This is a genomic window from Streptomyces sp. NPDC026062 (assembly GCF_055568375.1).
Map to the genome: position 1 here is coordinate 236,047 of NZ_JBVHOQ010000005.1, position 25,221 is coordinate 261,267.

General features: G+C 71.5%; 24 protein-coding genes. 10 read left to right on the plus strand and 14 right to left on the minus strand.

All coding sequences use genetic code 11. The annotated features are described in order from the left end of the window. Positions 1-207 precede the first annotated feature (207 nt). Positions 208-1,320, plus strand: a complete 1,113-nt coding sequence (locus tag ACZ4LX_RS06650; protein WP_467638837.1) for a baeRF3 domain-containing protein — start codon at positions 208-210, stop codon at positions 1,318-1,320. Between the two features lie 76 nt (positions 1,321-1,396). Next, complete coding sequence (locus ACZ4LX_RS06655) at positions 1,397-1,720, plus strand: plasmid stabilization protein (RefSeq protein ID WP_467638835.1); 324 nt, start codon at positions 1,397-1,399, stop codon at positions 1,718-1,720. Positions 1,721-1,786: 66 nt separating this feature from the next. Here the strand turns inward: ACZ4LX_RS06655 and ACZ4LX_RS06660 are convergent, their stop codons facing one another. The 7 genes from ACZ4LX_RS06660 to ACZ4LX_RS06690 form a co-directional block, all read right to left on the minus strand. Next, complete coding sequence (locus ACZ4LX_RS06660; RefSeq protein WP_467638832.1) at positions 1,787-4,174, minus strand: phosphoketolase family protein; 2,388 nt, start codon at positions 4,172-4,174, stop codon at positions 1,787-1,789. Positions 4,175-4,208: 34 nt separating this feature from the next. Next, positions 4,209-5,621, minus strand: coding sequence for an NADP-dependent succinic semialdehyde dehydrogenase (locus ACZ4LX_RS06665; protein ID WP_467638829.1), 1,413 nt, complete (start codon positions 5,619-5,621; stop codon positions 4,209-4,211). A 177-nt stretch (positions 5,622-5,798) separates the two neighbouring features. Continuing rightward, positions 5,799-6,302, minus strand: a complete 504-nt coding sequence (locus ACZ4LX_RS06670) for an ATP-binding protein (RefSeq protein ID WP_467638826.1) — start codon at positions 6,300-6,302, stop codon at positions 5,799-5,801. 189 nt (positions 6,303-6,491) lie between these two features. Continuing rightward, entirely contained in the window at positions 6,492-8,591 is a 2,100-nt protein-coding gene (locus tag ACZ4LX_RS06675; protein ID WP_467638823.1) for a xanthine dehydrogenase family protein molybdopterin-binding subunit, read from the minus strand. A gap of 152 nt (positions 8,592-8,743) precedes the next feature. Beyond that, positions 8,744-9,730 (minus strand): FAD binding domain-containing protein, encoded by a 987-nt coding sequence (locus ACZ4LX_RS06680; protein WP_467638820.1) that lies wholly within the window; start codon positions 9,728-9,730, stop codon positions 8,744-8,746. Continuing rightward, entirely contained in the window at positions 9,727-10,293 is a 567-nt protein-coding gene (locus ACZ4LX_RS06685; protein ID WP_467638818.1) for a 2Fe-2S iron-sulfur cluster-binding protein, read from the minus strand. Before ACZ4LX_RS06685 ends, ACZ4LX_RS06680 begins: the two co-directional genes overlap by 4 nt. A 94-nt stretch (positions 10,294-10,387) precedes the next feature. Next, on the minus strand, positions 10,388-10,780 hold the full coding sequence (locus tag ACZ4LX_RS06690; protein WP_467638815.1) for a hypothetical protein: 393 nt from the start codon (positions 10,778-10,780) through the stop codon (positions 10,388-10,390). Positions 10,781-10,943: 163 nt separating this feature from the next. Between ACZ4LX_RS06690 and ACZ4LX_RS06695 the strand changes: the two genes are divergently transcribed. Both ACZ4LX_RS06695 and ACZ4LX_RS06700 read left to right on the plus strand, forming a co-directional pair. Beyond that, positions 10,944-11,276: a DUF6479 family protein gene (locus tag ACZ4LX_RS06695; RefSeq protein ID WP_467638812.1), complete on the plus strand. Its 333-nt coding sequence runs from the start codon at positions 10,944-10,946 to the stop codon at positions 11,274-11,276. Between the two features lie 197 nt (positions 11,277-11,473). Further along, complete coding sequence (locus ACZ4LX_RS06700) at positions 11,474-12,301, plus strand: VOC family protein (RefSeq protein WP_467638809.1); 828 nt, start codon at positions 11,474-11,476, stop codon at positions 12,299-12,301. A gap of 13 nt (positions 12,302-12,314) precedes the next feature. Here ACZ4LX_RS06700 and ACZ4LX_RS06705 read toward each other — a convergent pair whose 3' ends face one another. The 3 genes from ACZ4LX_RS06705 to ACZ4LX_RS06715 form a co-directional block, all read right to left on the minus strand. After that, on the minus strand, positions 12,315-12,827 hold the full coding sequence (locus ACZ4LX_RS06705; protein WP_467638806.1) for a DUF6328 family protein: 513 nt from the start codon (positions 12,825-12,827) through the stop codon (positions 12,315-12,317). 120 nt (positions 12,828-12,947) lie between these two features. Next, positions 12,948-13,439: a GNAT family N-acetyltransferase gene (locus ACZ4LX_RS06710; RefSeq protein WP_467638803.1), complete on the minus strand. Its 492-nt coding sequence runs from the start codon at positions 13,437-13,439 to the stop codon at positions 12,948-12,950. Positions 13,440-13,486: 47 nt separating this feature from the next. Continuing rightward, complete coding sequence (locus ACZ4LX_RS06715; protein WP_467638800.1) at positions 13,487-13,891, minus strand: DnaJ family domain-containing protein; 405 nt, start codon at positions 13,889-13,891, stop codon at positions 13,487-13,489. 239 nt (positions 13,892-14,130) lie between these two features. Here ACZ4LX_RS06715 and ACZ4LX_RS06720 point away from each other — a divergent pair, with 239 nt between their 5' ends. Both ACZ4LX_RS06720 and ACZ4LX_RS06725 read left to right on the plus strand, forming a co-directional pair. Further along, positions 14,131-14,706, plus strand: a complete 576-nt coding sequence (locus ACZ4LX_RS06720; protein WP_467638797.1) for a hypothetical protein — start codon at positions 14,131-14,133, stop codon at positions 14,704-14,706. Beyond that, positions 14,703-15,308, plus strand: coding sequence for a hypothetical protein (locus ACZ4LX_RS06725; RefSeq protein ID WP_467638794.1), 606 nt, complete (start codon positions 14,703-14,705; stop codon positions 15,306-15,308). Before ACZ4LX_RS06720 ends, ACZ4LX_RS06725 begins: the two co-directional genes overlap by 4 nt. A gap of 174 nt (positions 15,309-15,482) precedes the next feature. Here the strand turns inward: ACZ4LX_RS06725 and ACZ4LX_RS06730 are convergent, their stop codons facing one another. The 3 genes from ACZ4LX_RS06730 to ACZ4LX_RS06740 all read right to left on the minus strand — a co-directional run bounded on the left by ACZ4LX_RS06730 (position 15,483) and on the right by ACZ4LX_RS06740 (position 17,489). Continuing rightward, positions 15,483-16,283 carry a tyrosine-protein phosphatase gene (locus ACZ4LX_RS06730; RefSeq protein ID WP_467638791.1) on the minus strand — a complete coding sequence of 267 codons (801 nt, stop codon included), beginning with the start codon at positions 16,281-16,283 and terminating at the stop codon, positions 15,483-15,485. A 379-nt stretch (positions 16,284-16,662) separates the two neighbouring features. Next, positions 16,663-17,001, minus strand: coding sequence for an SHOCT domain-containing protein (locus tag ACZ4LX_RS06735; protein ID WP_467638788.1), 339 nt, complete (start codon positions 16,999-17,001; stop codon positions 16,663-16,665). 59 nt (positions 17,002-17,060) lie between these two features. After that, positions 17,061-17,489 carry a DUF6325 family protein gene (locus tag ACZ4LX_RS06740; RefSeq protein WP_467638786.1) on the minus strand — a complete coding sequence of 143 codons (429 nt, stop codon included), beginning with the start codon at positions 17,487-17,489 and terminating at the stop codon, positions 17,061-17,063. 269 nt (positions 17,490-17,758) lie between these two features. Between ACZ4LX_RS06740 and mutA the strand changes: the two genes are divergently transcribed. The 3 genes from mutA to meaB are packed head-to-tail and all read left to right on the plus strand — an operon-like array spanning position 17,759 to position 22,839. Then, the gene (mutA, locus tag ACZ4LX_RS06745; protein WP_467638783.1) at positions 17,759-19,615 is read left to right on the plus strand and encodes a methylmalonyl-CoA mutase small subunit; all 1,857 of its coding nucleotides are present in this window, start codon (positions 17,759-17,761) and stop codon (positions 19,613-19,615) included. Further along, positions 19,615-21,816 carry a methylmalonyl-CoA mutase gene (gene scpA / locus ACZ4LX_RS06750; RefSeq protein WP_467638780.1) on the plus strand — a complete coding sequence of 734 codons (2,202 nt, stop codon included), beginning with the start codon at positions 19,615-19,617 and terminating at the stop codon, positions 21,814-21,816. The genes mutA and scpA overlap by 1 nt, the downstream gene beginning before the upstream one ends. A gap of 12 nt (positions 21,817-21,828) precedes the next feature. Continuing rightward, a complete protein-coding gene (meaB, locus tag ACZ4LX_RS06755) occupies positions 21,829-22,839 on the plus strand; it encodes a methylmalonyl Co-A mutase-associated GTPase MeaB (protein ID WP_467638777.1) in 1,011 nt (336 codons plus the stop codon). Here meaB and ACZ4LX_RS06760 read toward each other — a convergent pair. Continuing rightward, on the minus strand, positions 22,836-23,717 hold the full coding sequence (locus ACZ4LX_RS06760) for a GNAT family N-acetyltransferase (RefSeq protein WP_467638774.1): 882 nt from the start codon (positions 23,715-23,717) through the stop codon (positions 22,836-22,838). The two genes, meaB and ACZ4LX_RS06760, sit on opposite strands and share 4 nt — an antisense overlap. Positions 23,718-24,063: 346 nt before the next feature. Between ACZ4LX_RS06760 and rho the strand changes: the two genes are divergently transcribed. Then, entirely contained in the window at positions 24,064-25,215 is a 1,152-nt protein-coding gene (gene rho, locus ACZ4LX_RS06765; RefSeq protein WP_467638771.1) for a transcription termination factor Rho, read from the plus strand. Positions 25,216-25,221: the final 6 nt, after the last annotated feature.

Here is a 25,221-nt window from a genome sequence, read left to right on the forward strand (position 1 = left end):
GCCGTCTCCACGCCCTCCGCACCTTCGGCCGGCACGTCCTCCGGGCCTTCGGCCGACCGGCATTTCCACACGGTGAGCGTGGACATCGCGCATACCTCCCGTACCCGGAATGACCAACTCGCCCATATTAGTATCAAAAGGTATGAATTGACTCGACGAATCACCCGCTTCGCACCGCAGTGCGCACAAGTCCCCGGGAGGGAACTGATGGATACGGACGCCCTGACCGCCGCTCTGCTGCAAGAGCTCCGCGCGGCCAAGCCCTATCCGGCTCTGTCCCTGACCATGCCGACCCACCGCCGCGCACCGGACAATGCCCAGGACGCCGTGCGGCTGCGCAACCTGGTGGCCGAGGCCGGCAACCGGCTCGACGCCGATCCCGGGGTCACCCGCGAGGTGGGCGCCGAGATCAGGAAGCAGCTCGACCGGGCGGTCGACGAGATCGATCCGCGCCGCGCGCTGGACTCCCTGGTGCTCCTCGCGACAGCGGACGAGTACCAGATCTGGCAGCTTCCTCGCACCGCACCCGAACGGGTGGTGCTCAGCGACAGCTATCTGACCCGGAACCTGGTCGCCGCGAAGGCGCAGGCCCGGCCGTTCTGGGCGCTCACCGTATCGGCCGACCACGCCACCCTGTTCAGCGGCACCTCGGACGCGGCGCACGAGGAGCACATCGGCGGTTTCCCGCTGACCGCCCCGCGCGAGGCTCCCAACCCGCAGCGCGAGGAGCGGATCGGCGACACCCCGAGCACCTTCAGCGACGAGGAGACCCGGCAGTTCCTGCGCACGGTGGACGAGAAGCTGCGCGGTGTACTGGCCACCGATCCGCGCCCGCTCTACCTGGTCGGCCTCGCCCCCGCGCTCGCCCTGCTCGACGAGGTCGGCGAGGCCGCCAAGGACGCGGCCGGCCGCGTCACGAAGGGCGCACCCGCGGACACCTCGCCCAGCAGTCTGCTGACCGAACTGCGGCCCGCGCTGGAGGCCCGGCAGAAGCGGTTCGCCGCGGAGATCGACGGCAAGCTGGACGAGGCCCGCGGGCGGCGTGCCTTCGCCGGCGGCCTCGACGAGGTGTGGGCCGCCGTACGGGAGGGCCGCGCCGGCCTGGTGGCGGTGGAGGAGCACTTCCAGCAGACGGTCCGGGTCGACCAGGAGCACCTGGTGCCGGTGAGCGGTGAGCCCGGCCCGGCCGACGAGAAGGTCCGCGAGGACATCGTCGACGAGCTGGTCGAGGCGGCGCTGGACAGCGGCGCCGACGTGGTCTTCGTCGCCGACGACTCGCTCAAGGAGCACGGCCGGATCGCGGCGGCGCTGCGCTACTGACCGGATGGCTCCGGCCCGGCCTCCTTTGTCACACTGGAGGAGTCCCGGGCCGAAGCCCCCGAGAGGAGAACGCATCATGCCACGCGGATCGAATCCGAAGCGGGAACGGCAGTACGAGCACATCAAGGAGAGCGCCCAGGAGCGCGGCGTCGGCGAGGACCGGGCCGAGGAGATCGCCGCCCGGACGGTCAACAAGCAGCGGGCCCGTGCCGGTGAGTCGCGGACCGCGAGCCGTACGTCGACCGAGGACATCTCGTCCTCGCGGCGCGGTGGACTGCGTTCGCACAGCGGCGCCCGGGGCCCCACCCGTGACCAGCTCTACGAAGAGGCGAAGCACAAGAACGTCAAGGGACGTTCTTCGATGACGAAGGCCGAGCTGGCCCGCGCGGTCGGCCGCTGAGCCCTGCTGCCGGACAGGCCCGGACGGGATTCCCCGTCCGGGCCTGTCCGGCAGCGCCGCCGCGCCTCACCCCTCCCAGGTCCAGTCGGCCACCTCCGGCAGGTCCGTGCCGTGGGCGCGGATCCAGTCGTGGTGGCGCTGACGGGTGTCTGCCATCTCCTGGCGCACCGCCACCGCACGGACCCCCAGGCCCGGGACGCGGTCGATGACGTCCATGACGAGGCGGTAGCGGTCGAGGTCGTTGCGGACCACCATGTCGAAGGGCGTGGTGGTCGTGCCTTCCTCCTTGTATCCCCTGACGTGCAGCTGGGCGTGTCCGGCACGGCGGTAGGCCAGCCGGTGGATCAGCCAGGGATAGCCGTGGTAGGCGAAGATCACCGGCTTGTCGCGGGTGAAGAGGGCGTCGTACTCGGAGTCCGGCATCCCGTGCGGATGCTCGGCGTGGGGCATGAGCCGGGCCATGTCGACCACGTTCACCACCCGCACCGACAGTTCCGGCAGATGACGCCGCAGCAGACCGGCGGCCGCCAGGGTCTCCAGGGTGGGCACATCCCCTGCGCAGGCGAGCACGACATCGGGTTCGCGGCTGCCGTCCTCGGTACCCGCCCACTCCCAGACGCCCGCACCGCGTGCGCAGTGGGCACGGGCCCGGTCGAGCGTGAGCCAGTCGAAGCCGGGCTGCTTGCCGGCCACGATCACGTTCACGTAGTCCCGGCTGCGCAGCGCGTGGTCGGCCACGGAGAGCAGGGTGTTCGCGTCCGGGGGCAGATAGACACGGACGACCTCGGGGCTCTTGTTCAGGATGTGGTCGACGAAGCCCGGGTCCTGGTGCGAGAAGCCGTTGTGGTCCTGGCGCCAGACGTGGGAGGTGAGCAGGTAGTTGAGGGAGGCGATGGGGCGGCGCCAGGGCAGCCGCCTGGAGGTCCGCAGCCACTTGATGTGCTGGTTGACCATCGAGTCGACGATGTGGGCGAACGCCTCGTAGCAGGAGAAGAGTCCGTGTCGGCCGGTGAGCAGATAGCCCTCGAGCCAGCCCTGGCAGAGGTGCTCCGAGAGGACTTCCATGACACGGCCGTCACGGGCCAGGTGCTCGTCGGTCGGGAGTGTGCCGGCCTGCCAGGCCTTTCCGGTGGCTCCGTAGAGGGCGTCGAGGCGGTTCGACGCCGTCTCGTCGGGGCCGACGACCCGGAAGTCCCGCCGGTCGGCGGTGGCTTTCATGACGGCCTCCAGCAGCCCGCCGAGGACCCTGGTCGGTTCATGGAGAACGGTTCCGGGCCTGTCCACCTGGACGGCGTGCTCGTCGAGGGGCGGCACCGGCAGGTCGCGCAGGAGCAGACCGCCGTTGGCGTACGGAGTGGCGCCGAGGCGTGCCGCTCCCTCGGGCACACATGCGAGGACCTGGGCCGTGGGACGTCCGCCGGCGTCGAAGAGCTCTTCCGGCCGGTAGGAGCGCAGCCACCGCTCCAGCTGCCGCAGGTGCCCGGGATTGTCGCGGACCCCGGGCAGCGGTACCTGGTGGGCACGCCAGGTGCCCTCGACGGGCACTCCGTCGACCTCGTCGGGTCCGGTCCAGCCCTTCGGGGTACGGAGCACGATCATCGGCCAGTGCGGGCGCCCGGTGTCGCCGCCGGCCCTGGCGGCGTCCTGGAGCTCGCGGATCCGGTCGACGGCGCTGTCCATCGCGGCGGCCATCGCCCGGTGCACGGTGAGGGGGTCGTCCCCCGCCACGTACAGCGGATCATGTCCGTACCCCCGCAGCAGGGCGTCGAGTTCCGTCTCCGGGAGGCGGGCGAGCACGGTCGGGTTGGCGATCTTGTAGCCGTTGAGGTGGAGGACCGGAAGGACGGCCCCGTCGTGGACGGGATCGAGGAACTTGTTGGCGTGCCAGGAGCCGGCGAGCGGTCCGGTCTCCGCCTCGCCGTCGCCGATGACGCAGGTGACCAGCAGGTCCGGGTGGTCGAGTGCGGCACCGTAGGCATGGGCGAGGGCGTAGCCGAGTTCGCCGCCCTCGTGGATGGATCCGGGGGTCTCCGGCGCGACGTGGCTGGGCACCCCGCCGGGGAAGGAGAACTGCCTGAACAGCAGCTCCATGCCCGCCTCGTCCCTGCTGACGTCGGGGTACATCTGCGAGTAACTGCCCTCCAGCCACGCGTTGGCGAGGACGGCGGGGCCGCCGTGCCCGGGACCCCAGACGCACAGCGCGTCGGTGCCGCGCGAGGCGATGACGCGGTTGAGGTGGGTGTACACGAGGTTGAGCCCCGGTGAGGTGCCCCAGTGACCGAGGAGCCGGGGTTTGATGTCCTCGGGGACCAGGGGGCGGGTCAGCAGTGGATTGGCCATCAGATAGATCTGGCCGACGGCCAGGTAGTTGGCGGCCCGCCAGTGCGCGTCGAGCGCGGCGATCTCTTCGTCGGTCGGGCCGGTCGTCGATGAGGACGGCGGGACGTCGCTCATGGTCACCTCTCTGCGGGCGTGTGCGGTGGGCCGGCTACTTCGGCTCGGGGCCGTACCAGACGGTGGTGGCGTTGCAGAACTCACGGATGCCGTGACCGGCGAGCTCACGTCCGTATCCGGAGCGCTTCACCCCGCCGAACGGCAGCGCGGGGTGCGAGGCCGTCATGCCGTTGAAGAACACGCCGCCCGCCTCCAGATCGCGGACGCAGCGGCGGCTCTCCTCGGCGTCGCGGGTCCAGACGTTCGAACTGAGCCCGAAGGGTGTGTCGTTGGCCAGCGCCAGGGCCTCGTCGAGGCTGTCGGCCCGGTAGAGGGTGGCGACGGGGCCGAAGGTCTCCTCGTGGTGGATGCGCATGGCGGGGGTGATCCCGGAGAGGACGGTGGGGGCGTAGAACCAGCCCCGTTCCAGTCCTCCGGCCAGGCCTTCGGGCCGGCCGCCGCCGCACAGGGGGGCCGCACCCTGCCGTACGGCGTCGTCGACCAGCTCCTCAAGATCGGTACGCCCCTGTTCGCTGGCGAGCGGGCCGACGTCGGTGGCTTCCTCCAGAGGGTCGCCGACGGTCAGGTCGCGCATCCCCACGGTGAAGCGTTCGGCGAACTCCTCGTACACCTCCGTGTGGACGATGAACCTCTTGGCGGCGATGCAGGACTGCCCGTTGTTCTGGACCCGGGCGGTGACGGCGGTGCGGGCCGCCTTGGCGACGTCGGCCGAGGGCAGCACGAGGTAGGGATCGCTGCCGCCGAGTTCCAGGACGGTGTGCTTGACCTCGTCGCCCGCGACGGCCGCGACGGCGCGGCCGGCCGGTTCGCTGCCGGTCAGGGTGGCCGCGGCCACCCGGCGGTCGCGCAGAATCGCCTCGACGGCTCCGGAGCCCACCAGGAGCGTCTGGAAGCAGCCGGCCGGAAATCCGGCCCGGTGGAACAGGTCGCCCAGGTAGAGCGCGGTCTGCGGCACGTTCGACGCGTGCTTGAGCAGCCCGGTGTTGCCGGCCATGAGCGCGGGGGCCGCGAACCGCACGACCTGCCAGAGGGGGAAGTTCCAGGGCATCACGGCGAGTACGGTGCCCAGCGGCCGGTAGTGGACGTAGGCGCGGGACGCACCGGAGTCCTCGACATCGGCGGGCGACGGGTGCTCGTCGCCGAGCAGTTCCTCGGCGTGGGCCGCGTACCAGCGCATCGCCTTGGCGCATTTCGCCGCCTCGGCCCGGGACGCCTTCAGGGGTTTACCCATCTCCAGGGTCATGGTGCGCGCGATGTCCTGCTGGTCCTCGTCCAGGAGGTCGGCGGCCCGGTTCAGCAGCCGGGACCGCTCACCGAATCCGGTGGTGCGGTACTCCCGGAAGGCGGTGTCCGCCGCCGCGAGCCGCCGTTCGATCTCGTCCGGCCCCTGTGGTTCGAACGTCCTGAGGGTCTCGCCGTTCGCCGGGTTGACCGTAGCGATGGGCATGACTGTGGCCTCCTTGCCTCGGTATCTCGACCGTGCCGCGCCGCGGACATCGGCGCAACGCGGGCCGCCGCCGTCCGCATACCCGTCCGGCGCGGACCATGCATGCCCGGGGCATGCGATCCGCGCCGGGGGGGGCGGTGGGGGTACGGGTACGGGGGCAGCTCGGTGCCGCGCGCCTCAGACGAGGGCGGGGGCCTCGGTCCGGACCGGGGCCGGCGCGGGGTGGTCCGTGACCACGGCCGGCGGAAGGCGGAACTCGCGGACACCGGGCAGCGGCGGCGGCGTCACCAACTCGACGAGCTGCGGCTCCTGCGCGTAGCGGGTGAACCACACGACCTTGCCCTCGGCGGTCCGGCAGGTGCCCCAGCTGTCGCTGAGGGCCATGACCCGGCTGAGGCCGCCGCCCTCCTTGAGCAGGCGCGGCATGTCGGAACCGTTGTCGGCGAGGGAGACCGTGAGGTGCCGTCCGGACCAGCGGAGTTCGAGGACACAGGTGTTGTCGTCGCCGACGTGCCGCTGAACGTTGGTCAGCAGCTCTTCCACGGCACGGCACACGGGCCGGACGTGGAGTTCGAGGCTCCAGTGGCGGAGGTGTGCGGCGACGATCCGTCGCAGCTGGGACACACGCTCTGCCGATACCTGGAATTCGACCAGATAGTGCCGGTCGAGTGGAACGGTCATCGTCGAGGCTCCTCACATCGAGGCCCACACATTTCGCCCCGTTGAACCAACGACCCCCGAATACGAAGAGTGAGCAGATGTCACTTCTGGGTCACTCCTCAGAGTGAGGCCGCAGGGCCGTTCGCGCAACACATCAGGCCGTGCGCCCCGGTGACCGGCCCTGATGCGTGGGGGAGCCGGCCGTCCCCCTCAGCACAGTGCAGCCAGCAGCCGGTCCGGGGTGAGGGGAAGGGTGCGCAGCCTGACACCGGTGGCGTGATGGACGGCGTTACCGATCGCCGCGGCCGCGCCGACGATGCCGATCTCCCCGATGCCCTTGCTGCCCATGGGGTTGAGATGCGGGTCGTCCTCGTCGATCCAGTGGGCCTCCAGGCCGGTCACATCGGCACAGGCCGGCACGTGGTACGAAGCGAGGTCGCTCCCGGTGAAGTCGCCGAAGGCCGGGTCGACGGTGCTGCCCTCGGTCAGCGCCATACCGAGCCCCATCGTCATGCCGCCGATGAGCTGGGACCGCGCGGTGCGCGCGTTGAGGATGTGCCCTGCGGCGAAGACCCCGAGCATTCTGCGGACCCGTGCCTCACCGGTCCGGGAATCGACGGCGACCTCCGCGAAGTGGGCCCCGAACGCGTGCCGTGCGTAGGGGGATTCCCCGGCCGTCTCCTCGGTGGTGTCGGCGGTCACCGTCACTCCCCCGGCGGGCAGCGGTCCCGATACCGCGCGGAGCCGCTCCACGAGGGCCGCCGCCGCCTTGTGCACGGACCAGCCCCAGGAAGCGGTGCCCGAGGAGCCGCCGGCCAGCGGGGCGTCCGGCAGATCGCTGTCGCCGATGTCGACGGTCACGTTCTCCACCGGTGTCTCCAGTACGCGCGCGGCGATCTGGGCGAGTACGGTCCGTGCGCCGGTGCCGATGTCGGTGGCGTCGACGGCGATGCGGTACGAGCCGTCGGGCGCGGCGTGCGCCGAGGCGTGGGAGGCGCCGACGTAGACGGGGTACGTGGCGGCGGCGACGCCCGTACCGAGCAGCAGAGGGCCGTCCCGCCGGACACCCGGGCGCGGGTCGCGGCCGCTCCAGCCGAAGCGTGCCGCACCGTCGCGCAGACACGCGGCCAGATTGCGGCTGCTGAAGGGTTTGGCGGAGTCCGGCTCGGCGGCCGGGTCGTTGCGCAGCCGCAGTTCGACCGGGTCCAGCCCGAGGGCCGAGGCCAGTTCGTCGACGGCTGATTCGAGGGCGTACATGCCGGGAGCCTCACCCGGGGCGCGCATCCACGACGGGCTCGGGACGTCGAGCGCGGTGACCCGGTGGCTGGTCCGGCTGTGCGCGGATCCGTACATCACACGCGCCGGCACGGCCGCCTGCTCCACGAACTCCTTGACCGTGGAGGTGTGGGTGATGACCTCGTGGGCCACCGAGGTGAGGGTCCCGTCGTTCTCGGCGCCGAGCCGGACGCGGTGCACGGTGGGTGCCCGGTGTCCGACGACGGCAGCCATGTGGCGCCGGGGCATGGCGAGTTCCACGGGGCGGCCGGTGCGGAGCGCGGCCATGGCGGCGAGCACGGCCTGGGGGCGCGGCGTGCCCTTGCTGCCGAAACCGCCTCCGACGTGCCGCGAGACGACGGTCACCTGGTCCGGCCGGAGTCCGAACACGGTGGCCAGGCTGTCGCGCACCTTGGTGGCGCCCTGGCTGGAGTCGTACAGGGTGAGGTGTCCGTCCGCCGACCAGTGGGCGGTCGTGGCGTGCGGCTCCATGGGGTGGTTGTGCAGCGGCCCGGTCGTGTACGTGGCGTCCACCTGTACGGGTGCGACGGCGAAGGCGCGGTCGAAGTCGCCGCGTTCGCGGACGGCCGGGTATCCGCCGTTGGCCGTCCGGGGCGTGTACAGGCCGGCGTGGTCCTCGGTGAGGACGGCGTCGTGGGCGGCTGTCCCGTAGGTGATGTCCAGCGCCCCGGCGCCTGCCCGCGCGGCTTCGAGGGTGTCGGCCACCACAAGGGCGATCTGCCAGCCCCGGTGCGGCACGAGGCCGTTCTGGAGGACGGCGAGGATCGGGCCGTCCGGCTCCCCGGTCCGCGGGGCGTTCTCGTGGGTGAGGACGGCGCGGACACCCGGGAGGGCGAGCGCGCCGGCGGTCCGGATCGCGGTGACCCTGCCACGGGGCACGGTGGCGGGCACGGGCCAGGCGTACAGGCAGCCGGGCAGGCCGCGCTCGGCGGCGTAGCGCGCGGCACCGGTCACCTTGTCCCGGCCCTCACGGCGGACGACGGGGGCGCCCAGCGGCTGGGGGGCGTGGCTCATGGCGGGGTCCTCGGCCCTTCGGGGGCGGGGCGCCGTCTTCGGGCGGGTGCCTTCTTCGCCGGCGGGAGCCGACCTCACGGGACGTACGCGGCGGCGGGGCGCCCGCAGGGGCGGGCGTTCTCGGTCGCAGGCGATCTCACCGGCAGGCGCGGTCAGGGCCGGACAGCGAGTGCGGACAGGGCGTCGACGGCCAGGTTGCGGGCCAGTGTCACCTTGAACGCGTTGTCGCGCAGCGGCCGGGCCGCTGCCAGTTCGGCGTTCACCGCGCCCAGGTACACGGCGTCGTCCGCGGGTGCGCCGCGCAGCGCCTCCTCGGCGGTCCGGGCGCGCCACGGCCGGTGGGCGAGTCCGCCGAACGCCAGCGCGGCGTGCTCGATCCGCCCGTCGCGCACACGCAGAACGGCCGCCACGGAGGCAAGGGCGAACGCGAACGAGGCGCGGTCGCGGGCTTTGCGGTAGAGGCAGACCGTGCCGTCGGGGAGCGGCGGCAGGATCACGTCGGTGATCATCTCGTGCGGCCGGATCACGGTGTCCGTGCTCGGGTCGTCCCCGGGCAGCCGGTGGAAGTCGGTGACGGCCACGGTGCGTTCGCCGTCCGGTCCGCGCAGGAGGACGACGGCGTCGAGGGCGGCGAGCGCCACGGCCATGTCCGAGGGATGGGTGGCCACGCAGTCGGAGGAGTGACCGATGACCGCAAGGTCGCGGTGGACGCCCTGCCGGGCCGGGCAGCCGCTGCCGGGTTCTCGCTTGTTGCAGGGCTTCGAGGTGTCCTGGAAGTACGGACAGCGGGTGCGCTGGAGCAGGTTTCCCGCGGTGGTGGCGGTGTTCCGCAACTGCCCGGAGGCGCCGGCCAGCAGTGCCTGGGAGAGCGCGGGGTATCGCGTACGCACAGTGGGGTGGGCGGCCAGATCGCTGTTGCGGACGGTGGCCCCGATGCGCAGTCCCCCGTCGTCGGTGCCGGTCACCCGGTCCAGCGGCAGCCGGCTGACGTCGATGAGCAGGCCGGGGCTCTCGACACCGAGCTTCATCAGGTCGACCAGATTGGTGCCGCCTCCCAGAAACCGGGCTCCTGGATGCGCGGCGCTCTCCCGGACAGCCTCGGCCACCGATGCCGCGCGCAGATACGCGAAGGGTTTCACGGCGCCACGTCTGCGATCGCCTCGACGATACGGGGGTAGGCGCCGCACCGGCACAGGTTGCCGCTCATCCGTTCACGGATCTCGGCGGCGTCGAGCGGCACCGGGGCGGTGACGGGAGCGGTGTGCGCGGTGGCGTGGGACGGGAAGCCGTCGCGCGCCTCGCCCAGAACCCCGACGCCCGAGCAGATCTGGCCGGGTGTGCAGTGTCCGCACTGGAGCGCGTCGCGCTCCAGGAAGGCCTCCTGGAGCGGGTGCGGCCGGTCACCGTCGGCCAGCCCCTCGATCGTGGTGATCCGGGCTCCGTCCCGGGCGACGGCCAGAAGGAGGCAGCTGTTGGCTCGCCGGCCGTCGACGAGCACGGTGCAGGCTCCGCACTGGCCGTGGTCGCAGCCCTTCTTCGCCCCGGTCAGACCCAGGTGCGTGCGCAGGGTGTCCAGGACCGTGGTGCGGTGGTCGAGCGTCAGCGTGTGCTCGGTTCCGTTGATGGTCAGTGTGAGGACGGATAAGTGGCCGGCCGTCTCCTGCTCTCCCTCGCCGCCCCTCCCCCGGCTGGTCGGGTCCACGTGACGGCACCTTTCGAGAGAGGTCGTTATGCCTGCTTTCTACCAGTCGGACGGCGACTCGGCGCCATGAACCCTGGCAGGCGGAGCATCCGGCCTACTTGTTCGTCAGCCTGAGCCGGACCTCCTCCTCCTGGTCTCCGGAGACGGTGCCCACGACCTGTACGGCGAAGGCGCCCGTCAGGCTCTGCCGGAGCCGGTCGACCGCCCAGTAGCCGCCCTGCACGTCGGCGGTGACGGGCGCACCGAGCCGCACGGGCCCGGACACCACCCGGGCCTCGGTGACGTCGACGGTCACGACCCATGCCGTGGGCCGCTTGCCGGTGACGTCCTGCGGTACGTCGACGGAGGCCCGGTCGGTGACGAAAGCGGCCCTCAGCACGTCGAAGACCGTGCCCGCGTCCCCCTTCTCGCACCCGCTGACGACGACCGACACCTCACGGCCCTCACGGCTTCCCTCGGCCTGCTGCTTGTCCTGTGTGCTGTTCACCGCGGTTCCTTCCCAAGGGGTCACCTCCAGGCTCGCTCCTCGGGCGGAGGCCTGCGACACGGGCACCCCACCATTCCAAACATTTCGGTAGCCATATCCACTTAAAACATGAAAATCGACGCCAGAGTCGAGTGACAGCCTCGCCCCGGGGTATCCGGCAAGCATGGACGTATCGGATGGAGCCCTGAATTCCCTGGCAGTCACCCTCGCGGACGGACGGGGCGCGACCGGAGCGGTGCTGGGCGTGGTCGGCGTGATCCTGGTGGCCGTGCTGATCGGTGCCGTCTGGCTGGGCAGGCGGCGGCGCGCCGAGGAACTGCCGCCGCCCCGGCCCGAGGAGCAGCCGGTGACACCGGACCACCGCACCCATGTCGAGGAGCGCGACGTCCACGGGGACGACGCCTTCCCCGCCGACGGCCGGGGCCTCTCGCCCTACGAGCTCGGCGACCACGGGAGCGAGACCATCCACCGGGACAACGACGAGCAGCGCGACTGAGCGCACTCGCCCCTCCCCCGGTGTTCCGGGACGGCATCCACCCCGTCCCGGAACACCGCTTCGTCGCGCCGTCCGACCGTCCGGCCGTCCCGGTGGCGGACCGTGTGTTGCGGGAGTTCCCACCCGCGGTAAGGCTGGTGAAGGCCCGAAGGCCACCGGCACACACCTGCCGCACTCCCCATGAAGGCAGTAGGACCATGACGGGAAGCATCCCTGGCACGGAATCCACGCCCGCACCGCTGACCGGGGCGGCGGCACCGTGCTGGGTCAACCTGATGACCCGGAATCTGGAGTCCGCCCAGGAGTTCTACGCCGCGGTGATGGGCTGGACGTTCCGGCCGGGCAAGCTCGGCCAGGAGTTCTCGGTCGCCCGTCGCGGAGACGTACCCGTCGCCGGAATCGGAGCGGTCGCGACCACCTTCAGCGTCGCCGTGGCGTGGACGCCGTACTTCGCCGTCCAGGACGCGGATGTGACCGCCGCCCGGATCCGGGAGCGCAGCGGCACCGTGGCGGTGGGCCCGCTGACCCTCGGCAAGGGGCGCGGCGCGCTGGCCGCAGACCGGGACGGTGCGGGGTTCGGCATCTGGGAGCGGACCGCCCCCGCGACCTCGCCGCCCGCCCCGGACGGCCATGCGCATGCCTGGCTGCGGCTGCGCACACGGAGCGCCTTCGACGCCGCGATCTTCTACGGCGAAGTGCTGGACTGGGCCAGCGGCCTGCCCGGCTCCTGCGAGGTGGAGTACGCCAAGGACGAGGTGATCGTGCGGTGCGGTGGACGCCAGCTGGCCCGCATCAGCTCGGGTGCGGTCGAGGCGGCCCCCGACCCGCTGGTCCGTCCGCACTGGCAGGTCAATTTCCCGGTGGACGACGTCAGGGCCGCCATCGCTTCGGCGCAGGAGTATGGCGGTTCCCTGGTCGAGGAGTTCTCCCGGCCCGAGGGACACGAGGCGACGCTGGTCGATCCGGACGGCGGGCTCTTCACCCTCACCGACGCTCACAGGACCGGTGCCGCCGGCACACCCTGACCCCGGAACGCCGTCATAGTCCCCGGCGCCCGTGCGACCGGGCCAGCGCCCAGGCCGGGAAGACGAACCAGCAGATCAGGAACCACAGCGCCATCCCGCCGACCAGCCAGAGGGCCAGCGCGTTGTGCAGGGCCACGCGCAGAATCAGCAGAAGCGCCGAGCACATCGTGCAGAACAGCAGGATCAGCCCGATCACAGTCAGGCGTGACGCCCAGGTGACCGTCTGGGGCTTCAGCCGCCGCCCGGTGAGCAGCCGGTGGTACGACACCGGCCCGATGAGCGCACCGGCTGTGGCGGAACCGAGCATCACCGTGACCACATAGATCGTGCGGTCGGTGCCGGAGAGATCCACGAAGCGCGGCTGGAAGACGACGGCGAGGAGAAAGCCGAAGAGGACCTGCACGCCGGTCTGGGCCACACGCAGTTCCTGGAGCAGGTCGGTCCACCGCCGGTCGGCCCGCTCCTCCGGCGTTTCCCGGCGCCCCCGGCCTCGGCCCTCGCCCTGCTCCTCCTCGGGTGGGCTCACCGTGGACCTCCGTCCGGTACGCGCAGCGCCTGTGGGTACCCCGTTCCCACACGGTAGACCTCCGGGCGGGCCGGAGCCGTCCGGCAGGCGGGACGCGCGCCGCGACCGCCGCCCCCGGTCTCAGACGGCCGGCAGCAGCAGTTCGGGACGGTCCCACATCACCGCCGGGGGCGCGGCCCTCACCGTGCCGGTCCGCCGGGCTCCCACACTCCGGTAGAAACCCTCGGCCGGCGGATGCGACACGATGCGCACCTCGGTGAGTCCGGCTTCGTACGCCGCGTCCTTCAGATGACCGATGAGCAGACGCCCGATGCCCATGCCCTGCGCATCGTCGGCGACGAACATGAGATCGAGTTCGGGCGGGTCGAGGATCAGGGCGTAGAAACCCAGCAGCCGATGGGTGGTCGCACCCACGGCGGCGAAGACACGGTGCGTCTCGACGTAGTCATGGCCCACCCGGTATCCGGCGACCATGGGGGCATACGGGCCCTCGTAGGCGCGGGAGGTCCGGACCAGCCGGGTCAGACGCTTCGCGTCCCGGGCATCGGCCCGCCTGATCCCCACCTCTTCGCCCAGAGCCCGGCGAGCGCGCGACGTAATACCTGATCTCATACCGCGAGTATTACGCACCCGGGGCGGGACAGTGCGCCCCGGACGCCTCAGCGGGAGCGGCGGACCGCGCGCCATTCCTCGACCACGGCCTCGACGTCGAACGGCTTCAGATTGAGTGGCGGTCCCTGCGGCGGTCGTCTGACGGCCTCGGCGATCTTCTCGTTCACCTCGGTCAGCGCCCGTCGCACCTCGGCCTCGGTCCGTGTCCCGGGCACGGCCGCGAGGGTGTCCTCCGCCTCCTTGCGCAGGGCCAGCGAGGGCGGAAGCACGGAAATGCCCTCCCGCTGCATCTTCGCCTTGATCCACCACGCCTCGTCGTACGGGCGGTCGAGCCCTTCGAGCGGCTTGCCGAAGCCCGGCAGCTGGGCGAAGTCACCGCGCTGCTCGGATTCCCGGATCTGCTTGTCGACCCATGACTCGAAGCTGACGCCTGCGGGTTTGCGCTCGGTCACCGTGATGCCCCTCTCGGGAATGCGTGTGATGCGGCTGCCCGACCACCCTACCCAGACGCCGTCCAGCAGCGGGCGGAGCCCGCCGGACACAGCCGGGGCCGGCCCCGCGCCTTGAACGCGGGCGGCGGGGTACACGAGGGTCACGCCCGGCCGAAAGGGCCCGGGGACACGATCCGGAAAGGGATGGTGAGAGTGGAACACAGCGACATGCGGACCGAGAACCGGCGGGGGTGGTAGCGATGACGACCGTAATGATCATTGTCGCGGCCGTCCTCGTGGCAGCCTGCGCTCCGGCCCTCCTCCGCGCACGGCAGACAGGCGGGCACGGCCTGCGGCGCCGCTTCGGACCCGAGTACGACCGGACCGTCGCACAGCACGGGGGCGACACGAAGGCCGCCGGGCGTGAGCTGCACGAACGTCTGAAGCGGCACCGCTCCCTGCAGAAGCGTCCGCTGACATCCGAGGCGCGCGCACAGTACGCGGCCCGCTGGACGCGGATCGAGAGCAGCTTCGTCGACGCTCCTCAGCAGGCGGTCACCGAGGCGGACGGTCTGCTGGCCGAACTGGCCCGCGACCTCGGCTTCCCCGACGGCCGGGACTTCGGCGAGCAGAGCGCCGCGCTCTCCGTCCACCATGCCGAGCACGTCAACGGCTATCGCCGGGTGCACGCCGCAAAAAGCGGCGAAGGCGGCACCGAGGACATGCGAGAGGCGCTGCTGGAGGCCCGGGGGCTGTTCGACGCGCTCGTCCCGAACGGCACGGACCGGCCGGCTCACCGGCAGTCGCAGCACGCGGAAGGGAGTGGCACGGCATGACACACGACACCGGATCCATACCTCCTGTTCCCACCGAGGCCCCTGACGCGACCGAGAAGACCCGCGCCGGTGCGTCCGGCCGTGCGGCGGACCCCGGCACGGCGGACACCCCTGCGGCGGACACCGGCACAACGGGGACCCGCGCGACGGACGCCGGATTCGCGAGTCCCGTAACGACGGGTACCGCACGGAAGCCGGATGACCTCCTGTCCGGTGAGCCGCACACGCGGGCCGCCGCCGCGGCCACCCCGCCCGGCGAAGGCCCGCCGGCTGAACCGTCCGCCCGCCCCGGTCGCCCGCCGCTCACCGGGGACAGCACGCCCGGCGCCAAACGCCCCCTGTTCCCGGACGGCGACCACGACCGGCACTCCGAGCGGATCCAGCACGCGGTGAGCGAGTTCGTCGAGAACCCCGCCCGGGCTGTCGAGGAGGCCGCGCGCACGTTCGACAGCGTGGTCGACGGCCTCACGGAGTCACTCAGGGAGTACCGGCACACACTCGGCGCGGCCGGACAGGACGCCGATCCCGGCACGCGGACCGAGGAGTTGCGGGTCGCTCTCCAGCACTACCGCGACCTCACCGAACGGCTGCTGAACGTGTGAGGGGCGCAGTGCCCGCCGCCGGGCGGACGCTTCACGCATGACCCCGCACCTCGTCTCCCCACAGGCATGCCTTCTGCCGCCGGCGCACACGCACCGGCGGCAGAGGGCATGCGGTGAGCAGGAGAACAGGGTGACCGGAGTGGGCAGCGAGCCGAGCGGAGTCTCCGGCTCAGATCACCGGGCAGACACCACGAGGTCGCCGCGGAGCCTCTGCAAGGCGGCTTCGGGGAGGCGCAGCCCCTCGCGGGCATAACCGTCGATGCCTCCCCAGCGTTCGTCCATGGCATCCAGCGCCGTGTCCAGGTACCTGGGGCGCACCTCGATGATCGCGGAGGCGATCTCCGGGTCGCCGCCCGCGTCGAGGTAGCTCTGCACGGAGGGCCGGAAGGCGACCCGCATCACCGGGTTCACCGCGAGGAACTCAGCCCGCACCGCGTCCCGCGAGGCGCCGAGCAGAAGCAGCAGGAGGGCCGCCCCCCAGCCCGCACGGTCCTTGCCCGTGGTGCAGTGGAAGAGCACGGGACGCGCGGCGTCGTCGGCGGCCGTCTCCAGGAAGGCGCGGTAGGCGGCAGCCGCCCGAGGCGACAGCACCACCTGCCGGTACGTCTCGGCGAACATCTCCTCGGCCTTGCCGTTCCCGAGCAGCCGCTCGGTCTCGACCGGATCGGCGAGCAGCGAACGCAGCCGGGCCGGCGCCACGCCCGGATCGTCCCCGAGTACGTCGGCGACGAACAGCCGGGCTCCGGGCGGCAGACGGTCGGGCGCCGACCCCCGCTCGTCAGCGGTGCGCAGGTCGACGACCGTACGGATCCCGAGCTCGGCCACCGCCGCGTCGTGCACCGGATCGAGCCCGCTGAGCTGACCGGAGCGCAGCACGGCCCCCGCTCGCATCTGCCGGCCGGCTCCCAGAGCGATGCCGCCCAGATCCCGCAGGTTGAGAACGGAGGCTGCCGGGACGGCCCTGGCGGTTTGCACGATGAACTTCCTCTTTTCCCGACACGTACCGAAGTTGGTTTCGGCCTGGACGGATCAAAAGTCGCATGACGTCGGAAGATCGACAAAGTAAAACGCCGGTGATCATCGATTGGGCTCTCCGGCCGGACCGGGAGCCGTTCGTGAGAGGCCGCACGGGACTTCGGGGCCCGGGGCGCCGCACATCCGCCGAGGGACGGGAAGCGACCGGACCGGACATCACCGCGGCCCACCGGACCCGGAACCAAGCCGCTCCGGTACCCACGCGGTGCGCGGGAAACGCCTGTGCGCCACCGGGTCGCGCACGCCGCCCGGAGCGGCGGGAGAATCGAGCCTCGCGCCATCGGCTCGGCCGGAGATACGGCTGTTGCCGGGCGGAGGATCACTCCGCCAGAAGCTTTGCCTTCCGGGCCTCGAACTCGGAGTCGGTCAGGATGCCCTGCTTCTTCAGCTCGGCCAGGCGTTCCAGCCGGCTGATCAGATCATCGGCGGGAGGCTCTGCGCTCTGCTGCTGGGCAGCCTGTTGCTGAGCGGCCTGCTGCTGGGCGGCCTGCATCTGCATCTGCTGACGCATCTGCTCCTCGGCCATCCGCTCCGAGTCGTCCTCGGCGAATCTCGCCTGCTGGCGCCGCTGGACACGGCCGCTGACCGCCGACGCGGTTCCCGCGACGACGGCCGTGCGCGCCGCCGCCCCGAGCAGGCCCGGCCCACGACGGTTCATTCCAGGTCCTCGAAAGATCGGCATGCCCTACGCCTTTCCGGTGCGGTGCGGGTGCGTTGTCAGCGTGTGGAGGCGGCAGCGGACAGGGCCGCCTCCGCGACGTCGGCGGGGATCCGCTCATGGGCGACGAGCCGGCCGCCCGACGCACGGACCGCCTCGGTGAGCGGCAGCGCCCAGAGGTCCTCCCACACGATCAGTGCGGCAGAACTGCCCGGCGGCACGTTCTCACCCAGGGCCCGGATGTCGTCGCTGTTCAGCAGGCCGGTGACCTCACCCTCCACCGGATCGAAGGAGACGAGGTCATCGGGATCGAGATCGTCCAGCTCGATGACCTCGATCGTGCCGTCCTCGGCCCGGTGCACGAAGGTCAGGTCGATGATGCGCACCGCCTTCGACGCCACGGCATCGGCCAGCGCCGGAGCGATGGCACCGGTGAATCGACTGCCGGGGAAGGCGACGACGAGGTACTCCACAGGTCCCACAGCCACGGGCGTGTCCTCTCCGGAAGGATGAATTGCCAGCAGCATAACTTCGGACATTTACTGCTGCACTGTGACAAATATTTACCACTCAGGAGAATCGCCGCGCTGCTGTCCCACACGCCGGGAAGCCGACGGCGTCCGCATGGCCGGCGACCCCGGCGGGCCGGCGCCCTCCGGCTACGCGACCGTACGTAAAGGATCAAGTGCGCTCGGAGAGGGCAAGGTCACAGGCCGAGCCTCTGCTGCCCATCTGAGACCTGACCTAGCATCTGGGCATGACGGTCCTGCCTGCCGACGGGCTTTCGTTGGCCGCCGAATTCCCTGACCCCGCCCACGAGCAGTGGCAGAGCCTTGTCGAAGGCGTGCTGCGCAAGTCGGGCAGGGACGTTTCGGGTTCGGCCGCCGAGAAAGCACTGTCCACCCCGGTGGAGGACGGGCTCACCACCCGCCCCCTCTACACCTCGCGCGACGACGCGCCCGATGCCGGTCTCCCGGGCTTCGCCCCCTTCACCCGCGGCAGCACACCGCAGGGCAGCACGGCGGGGGGCTGGGGCGTACGGCAGCGGCACGCCTCGACGGATCCCGCCCTGCTCAACCAGGCCGTGCTCGCGGACCTGGAGAACGGCGCCACCTCACTGTGGCTGACCGTCGGAGGCACCGGCGGCGTGCCGGTCTCCGGTCTGGCGCGGGCACTGGAAGGCGTCCACCTCGATCTGGCACCGCTCGCCCTCGAAGCCGGGGACGAACTCGACGCTGCGGCAACGGAGTTGCTCAGGCTCCACGCCGAGCGCGGCGTACCGGCGGACGCGGTGCGCGGCAGCCTCGGGGCCGACCCGCTGGGGCAGTCCGCCCGCACCGGCGGAGAGGCGGATCTGACGTCGGCCGTCCACTGGGCGAAGCACTGCGCGGCCGGGTTCCCCGGGCTGCGGGCGGTGACCGTGGACGCGTTGCCGTACCACGAGGCCGGCGGCTCGGCCGCCCAGGAGCTGGGCAGTTCGCTGGCCACGGGTGTCACCTATCTGCGGGCGCTGACCGAGGCCGGACTCGGCGTCGAGGAGGCCTGCGCCCAGCTGGAGTTCCGTTACGCGGCCACCGCCGACCAGTTCCTGACGATCGCCAAGCTGCGGGCCGCGCGCCGGCTGTGGGCGCGGGTCGCCGAGGTGTGCGGGGCCCCGGAGGCCGGGGCGCAGCGCCAGCACGCGGTGACCTCGCCGGTGATGATGACCCGGCGCGATCCGTGGGTGAACATGCTGCGGACCACGCTGGCCTGTCTGGGCGCCGGAGTCGGCGGCGCGGACACCGTGACCGTGCTGCCCTTCGACCATGCGCTGGGGCTGCCGGACGCGTTCGCCCGGCGCATCGCGCGCAACACGTCGACGATCCTGCTGGAGGAGTCCCATCTGGCCCGGGTCATCGACCCGGCGGGCGGCTCCTGGTACGTGGAACGGCTGACCGACGAGCTCGCGGAGGCCGCCTGGGCCTTCTTCCAGGAGATCGAGCGGGCCGGGGGCCAGGCCGCCGCGCTCGGCTCCGGCATGGTCGCGGAACGCATCGCGGCGACCTGGGCCGCCCGCAGCAAGGATCTGGCGCGGCGCAAGGAGCCGATCACCGGCGTCAGTGAGTTCCCGCAGCTCGCGGAGCGCACCGTGGAGCGCGAGCCGTTGCCTTCGGACGCGGCAGGCGGCGGCCTGCCGGTGGTCCGCCGTGACGAGGCCTTCGAGGCACTGCGGGCCCGCTCGGACGCCCATCTGGCGGCGACCGGTGCCCGGCCGCGTGTGTTCCTCGCCGCGCTCGGTCCGGCCTCGGCGCACACCGCTCGGGCCTCGTTCGCCGCGAACCTGTTCCAGGCGGGCGGCATCGAGCCCGTCCATGAACCGGTACAGGTGGACGCCTCGTCGGCCGCCGCGGCCCTCGCGGCCGCCGGGACGGACGTGGTGTGTCTCTGCTCCAGCGACGCGCTCTACGCCGAACATGCGGGCGAGGTCGCCGGAGCACTTGCGGCGGCAGGTGCGCAGCAGGTGTACCTGGCCGGACGGCCCGGTACGTACCCGGGCGTCGACGCGTACGTCTTCGCCGGCTGTGACGCGGTGTCCGTGCTCTCTTCCGTTCTCGACCGTATGGGTGTGGCGTAATGCGGATCCCCGACTTCTCCGACATCGAGCTCGGGCCGGGCGGCGGCGCCGAGGTGACCGAGGACCAGTGGCGTGCCGCCGTCAAGGAGTCCTCCGGGACCTCCGAGGGCGACCTTCTGTGGGAGACCCCGGAGGGCATCACGGTCAAGACGCTGTACACCGGCGAGGACCTGGAGGGAATCGACTTCCTCGGGACGTACCCGGGGGTGGCGCCGTATCTGCGCGGCCCCTACCCGACGATGTACGTCAACCAGCCCTGGACCATCCGGCAGTACGCGGGTTTCTCCACCGCCGAGGAGTCCAACGCCTTCTACCGCCGTAACCTCGCGGCCGGGCAGAAGGGTCTCTCGGTCGCCTTCGACCTGCCGACCCACCGCGGCTACGACAGCGACCACCCCCGGGTGACCGGCGACGTCGGCATGGCCGGCGTGGCGATCGACTCGATCTACGACATGCGGCAGCTGTTCGACGGCATCCCGCTGGACAGGATGTCGGTGTCGATGACGATGAACGGGGCCGTACTGCCCGTCCTCGCCCTCTACATCGTGGCCGCCGAGGAGCAGGGCGTACCGCCCGAGAAGCTGGCCGGGACCATTCAGAACGACATTCTGAAGGAGTTCATGGTCCGCAACACCTATATCTATCCGCCGAAGCCCTCGATGCGGATCATCTCCGACATCTTCTCGTACACCTCGCAGAAGATGCCGCGCTACAACTCCATCTCCATCTCCGGCTACCACATCCAGGAGGCCGGAGCCACGGCCGATCTGGAGCTGGCGTACACCCTGGCGGACGGGGTGGAGTACCTTCGCGCCGGACGGGACGCCGGACTCGACGTCGACGCGTTCGCGCCGCGCCTCTCCTTCTTCTGGGCGATCGGCATGAACTTCTTCATGGAGATCGCGAAGCTGCGTGCGGCCCGGCTGCTCTGGGCCAAGCTGGTCAAGGAGTTCGATCCGAGGAACGCCAAGTCCCTTTCCCTGCGCACTCATTCGCAGACCTCCGGGTGGTCTCTGACCGCACAGGACGTGTTCAACAACGTCACGCGCACCTGTGTGGAGGCGATGGCCGCGACCCAGGGCCACACCCAGTCGCTGCACACCAACGCCCTCGACGAGGCTCTGGCCCTGCCCACCGACTTCTCCGCGCGCATCGCCCGCAACACCCAGCTGCTCCTCCAGCAGGAGTCGGGCACGACCCGGGTCATCGACCCCTGGGGCGGCAGCGCGTACGTGGAGAAGCTGACGTACGACCTGGCCCGGCGCGCCTGGCAGCACATCGAGGAGGTCGAGGCCGCCGGCGGCATGGCCAAGGCCATCGACGCCGGCATCCCCAAGCTGCGCATCGAGGAGGCCGCGGCCCGTACGCAGGCGCGCATCGACTCCGGACGCCAGCCGGTCATCGGCGTCAACAAGTACCGGGTGGAGACCGACGAGAAGATCGACGTCCTCAAGGTCGACAACTCCTCGGTGCGCACCCAGCAGATCGAGAAGCTGCGGCGGCTGCGCGAGGAACGCGACGAGCGGGCCTGCCAGGAAGCGCTGCGCGCGCTGACCGCGGCGGCCGGGCGGGAACCGGGCCCCGGGCTCGAAGGCAATCTGCTGGCGCTGGCCGTCGACGCGGCGCGGGCGATGGCGACCGTGGGCGAGATCTCCGACGCCCTGGAGAAGGTGTACGGCCGGCACGCGGGCCAGATCCGTACGATCTCCGGTGTGTACCGCAACGAGGCAGGGGAGTCGCCGTCCGTGGACCGCACCCGCGCACTGGTCGACGCGTTCGAGGAGGCGGAGGGGCGGCGTCCGCGCATCCTGGTCGCCAAGATGGGCCAGGACGGGCACGACCGGGGCCAGAAGGTGATCGCGACGGCCTTCGCCGACCTGGGCTTCGACGTGGACGTGGGCCCGCTGTTCCAGACGCCGGGCGAAGTGGCCCGGCAGGCGGTCGAGGCGGATGTGCACATCGTGGGCGTCTCGTCCCTGGCCGCCGGCCACCTCACGCTCGTACCGGCGCTGCGCGAGGAGCTCGCGGCCGAGGGCCGTGAGGACATCATGATCGTGGTGGGCGGAGTGATTCCGCCGCAGGACATCGAGGCGCTGCACGAGGCGGGCGCGGCGGCCGTGTTCCCGCCGGGAACGGTGATCCCGGAAGCGGCCCACGATCTGGTGACGCGGCTGGGCGCCTCGCTCGGTCACGAGCTGTGAGCCGCTGACCCGATGGCCCCGAAGATCGATCTCGACAGTTATGTGAAGGGGGTACTCGACGGGAGGCGGGCGCACATCGCGCGCGCCATCACCCTCGTCGAGTCCACCCGGCCCGATCACCGGTCGCTGGCGCAGCAGTTGCTGCGCGAGCTGCTGCCGCATTCGGGCAAGGCCAGGCGCATCGGCATCAGCGGGGTGCCGGGCGTCGGCAAGTCCACCTTCATCGACGCGCTCGGCACGACGCTCACCGGGCTCGGGCACCGGGTCGCGGTGCTCGCCGTGGACCCGTCGTCCAGCCGTACCGGCGGCTCCATCCTTGGCGACAAGACCAGGATGGAGCGACTGGCGGTGGACCCGGCCGCGTTCGTCCGCCCCTCCCCCACCGCCGGAACGCTGGGCGGGGTGGCGAAGGCGACCCGGGAGTCCGTCGTGGTGATGGAGGCGGCGGGCTACGACGTGGTGCTGGTGGAGACGGTCGGTGTCGGCCAGTCGGAGACGGCCGTCGCCAACATGGTGGACACGTTCCTGCTGCTGACGCTGGCCCGAACCGGTGACCAGCTCCAGGGCATCAAGAAGGGTGTGCTGGAGCTGGCGGACGCGATCGCGGTGAACAAGGCCGACGGTCCGCACGAACGGGACGCCCGCTCCGCGGCGCGTGAACTGGCGGGCGCGCTGCGGCTGATGCACCCGGTGGACGCGGCGTGGACCCCGCCGGTGCTGACGTGCAGCGCCCGCGAGTCCAGCGGTCTGGACACGCTGTGGGAACGGCTGGAGCAGCACCGGGCCCTGCTCGAATCGACGGGCCGGCTCGCGGCCAAGCGCAGTGAGCAGCAGGTCGACTGGGCCTGGACGATGGTGCGGGACGAACTGCTGGAAGGCCTGCGCTCCCATCCCGGGGTGCGTGCGCTCGCGCCGGAGCTCGAACTGCGTGTACGGGAGGGCTCGTTGCCCGCCACGCTGGCCGCCGAGCAGATCCTGGAGGTGTTCCGGGGCCCCGGGCAGGGGGCCCCGGACGGTTCCTAGAGGTCGAGCTGGTACTCGACCGAGCGGTGCGTCGCCTCGTATCCGAACGCGTCGTTGACGCGCCGCATGTACGTGTTGCTGTCGGCGGTGTCCGCGAGCAGTCCGCCCAGTTCCGGGTGGCGCTCGCGGGCCCGCAGGACGGACAGGGCCTTCATCCAGCGCGCGAGACCGTGGCCCCGGTGCTCGGGCAGTACGGCCGTCCCGTAGTGCTGACCGTCGCCGCGCCCGTTGCCCGGCACGACCAGTTCGGTGAAGCCCGCGATCGTTCCGTCCGTCTCGTCGACGGCGGCCACGGTGTGAAGGCGGTCGCCTCGGTCCTCGACCGCCTGTGCCACCGCCCTGACCCGGTCGACGTCCCACACGACGGTTCCGTAATCGGTGTCGTCCATGGGCATGTCGTCCATGGCGCGGCGTGACGCCGCGAATGTCTGCTCCAGGGGACCGGGCACGGTGCCGTCCCAGCTCTCCAGCCGGTAGCCCGGGTGGGGCTCGCGGGTGACTGCGGCCAGGGCCGCGGTGTCCACCGTCTCCAGCGGCAGCCGGGCGTAGGTGAGGGTGAGGACCTTGCGCAGTCCCCTGGCCCGCAGGAACCCGTCTCCCGGCGTCCCGGCTTCGGCCTGCGCGACGACGGAGCGGCGGCCGTGCTCCCGCGCCGCCCGGACCGCCGCTTCGAGCAGCCGCGAGCCGGTGCCCCGGCGGCGTTCCGCCGGGTGCACATGGAGTTCCAGTTCGGCGAGGTGATCCTGGCCCTCCCGGGTGAAGACCCGGAGGAACGCCGATCCGACGGGCGCTCCCGCCTCGTCGGAGGCCAGCCAGGCCAGGCGGAAACCGCCGGCGCCCCGGTCGGGATCGGTCAGGGCGGTGAGGTGTATCGGCAAGGTGACTCCGGAGTCGGGGGAATTGGCCCGGAGTACGAAACCACCCCCGGCTCTCCGCCGCAATGGGGTTACCCGCATCACATCGGCACCACCACTGCCCGGCAGCCGTGCTACATTGCCATCGGTACGCGTGTATGCCGTTCATTCAGGCTCCGGTACCGCTTCTTCACCTTCACCACGCCGATGCGCCCGTCCTTTCCGACCGGCGGTCCGGCTTCAACGCACTGCTTTCTCCGGTCCGGTACGGCTTGCTCCCACCGGCCTTTCCTGCCCGTCGTCCGGGGCGTGAGTTCTCCGCCCCCGGCCGGGCCCCTTCATTCGCATGTCCGCGAAAGGACCACCCCGCATGACCACCACCCTCGAACACCCCGTCACCTCAACCCCCCGGACGACGGCAGCCTCCACGGCCGCCGCCGGAATCCTCGACATCACACCGCAGGGGCACGGCTCCCTGCGCTCCTCCGGGGGCCACCCCGCCCCCGGGGACGTACAGGTCCCCGCAGCACTCATCCGCAGGCACGGCCTGCGCAAGGGCGATGTCGTCGAGGGCGCCTGCGAGCGGCCCCGGACCCTGAGCGCCGTCGCACGCGTCAACGGGCTCCCCCCGCAGTCGCTGCGCGGCCGCCCGCACTTCCGCGACCTCACCCCGCTGCACCCCCGCCGGCGACTGCGCCTGGAGACACCGGCGGGCAGCCTCTCGACGCGCATCGTCGATCTGGTCGCTCCGATCGGCAAGGGACAGCGCGGGCTGATCGTCGCACCGCCCAGGACCGGAAAGACGGTCCTGCTCCAGCAGATCGCGTCGGCCGTCGCCGAGAACCACCCCGAATCCCATCTGCTGGTGGTACTCCTCGACGAACGGCCCGAGGAGGTCACCGACATGCGCCGCTCCGTTCGCGGCGAGGTCTACGCCTCGACCTTCGACCGGCCGGCCAAGGAACACATCGCCCTCGCGGAACTCGCGCTCGAACGCGCCAAGCGGCTCGTCGAACAGGGCCGGGACGTCGTCATTCTGCTGGACTCGCTCACCCGTCTGTGCCGGGCCCACAACAACGCCGCCGGAAACGGCGGACGCACGCTCAGCGGCGGTGTGGACGCCGCCGCGCTGAGCGGCCCCAAGAAGCTCTTCGGCGCCGCCCGCCTCACCGAGGAGGCCGGTTCCCTGACCATCCTGGCCACGGCGCTCGTCGACACCGGCTCCCGGGCCGACGAGTACTTCTTCGAGGAGCTGAAAGGCACCGGCAACATGGAGCTGCGGCTCGACCGTGCACTGGCCGAGAAGCGCATCCACCCGGCGGTGGACATCGCCGCCTCCGGCACCCGCCGCGATGAACTCCTCGTACCCGCCGATGAGCTGGCCTCCGTACGAGGACTGCGCCGGGCCCTGCACTCCCGGGACACCCAGACCTCACTGGAGACGCTGCTGGACCGGATCCGGCGTACCGAGGACAACGCCGCCTTCCTGCGCCTGATCCGCACCACCGTGCCGTCGGCCTGACGGGCC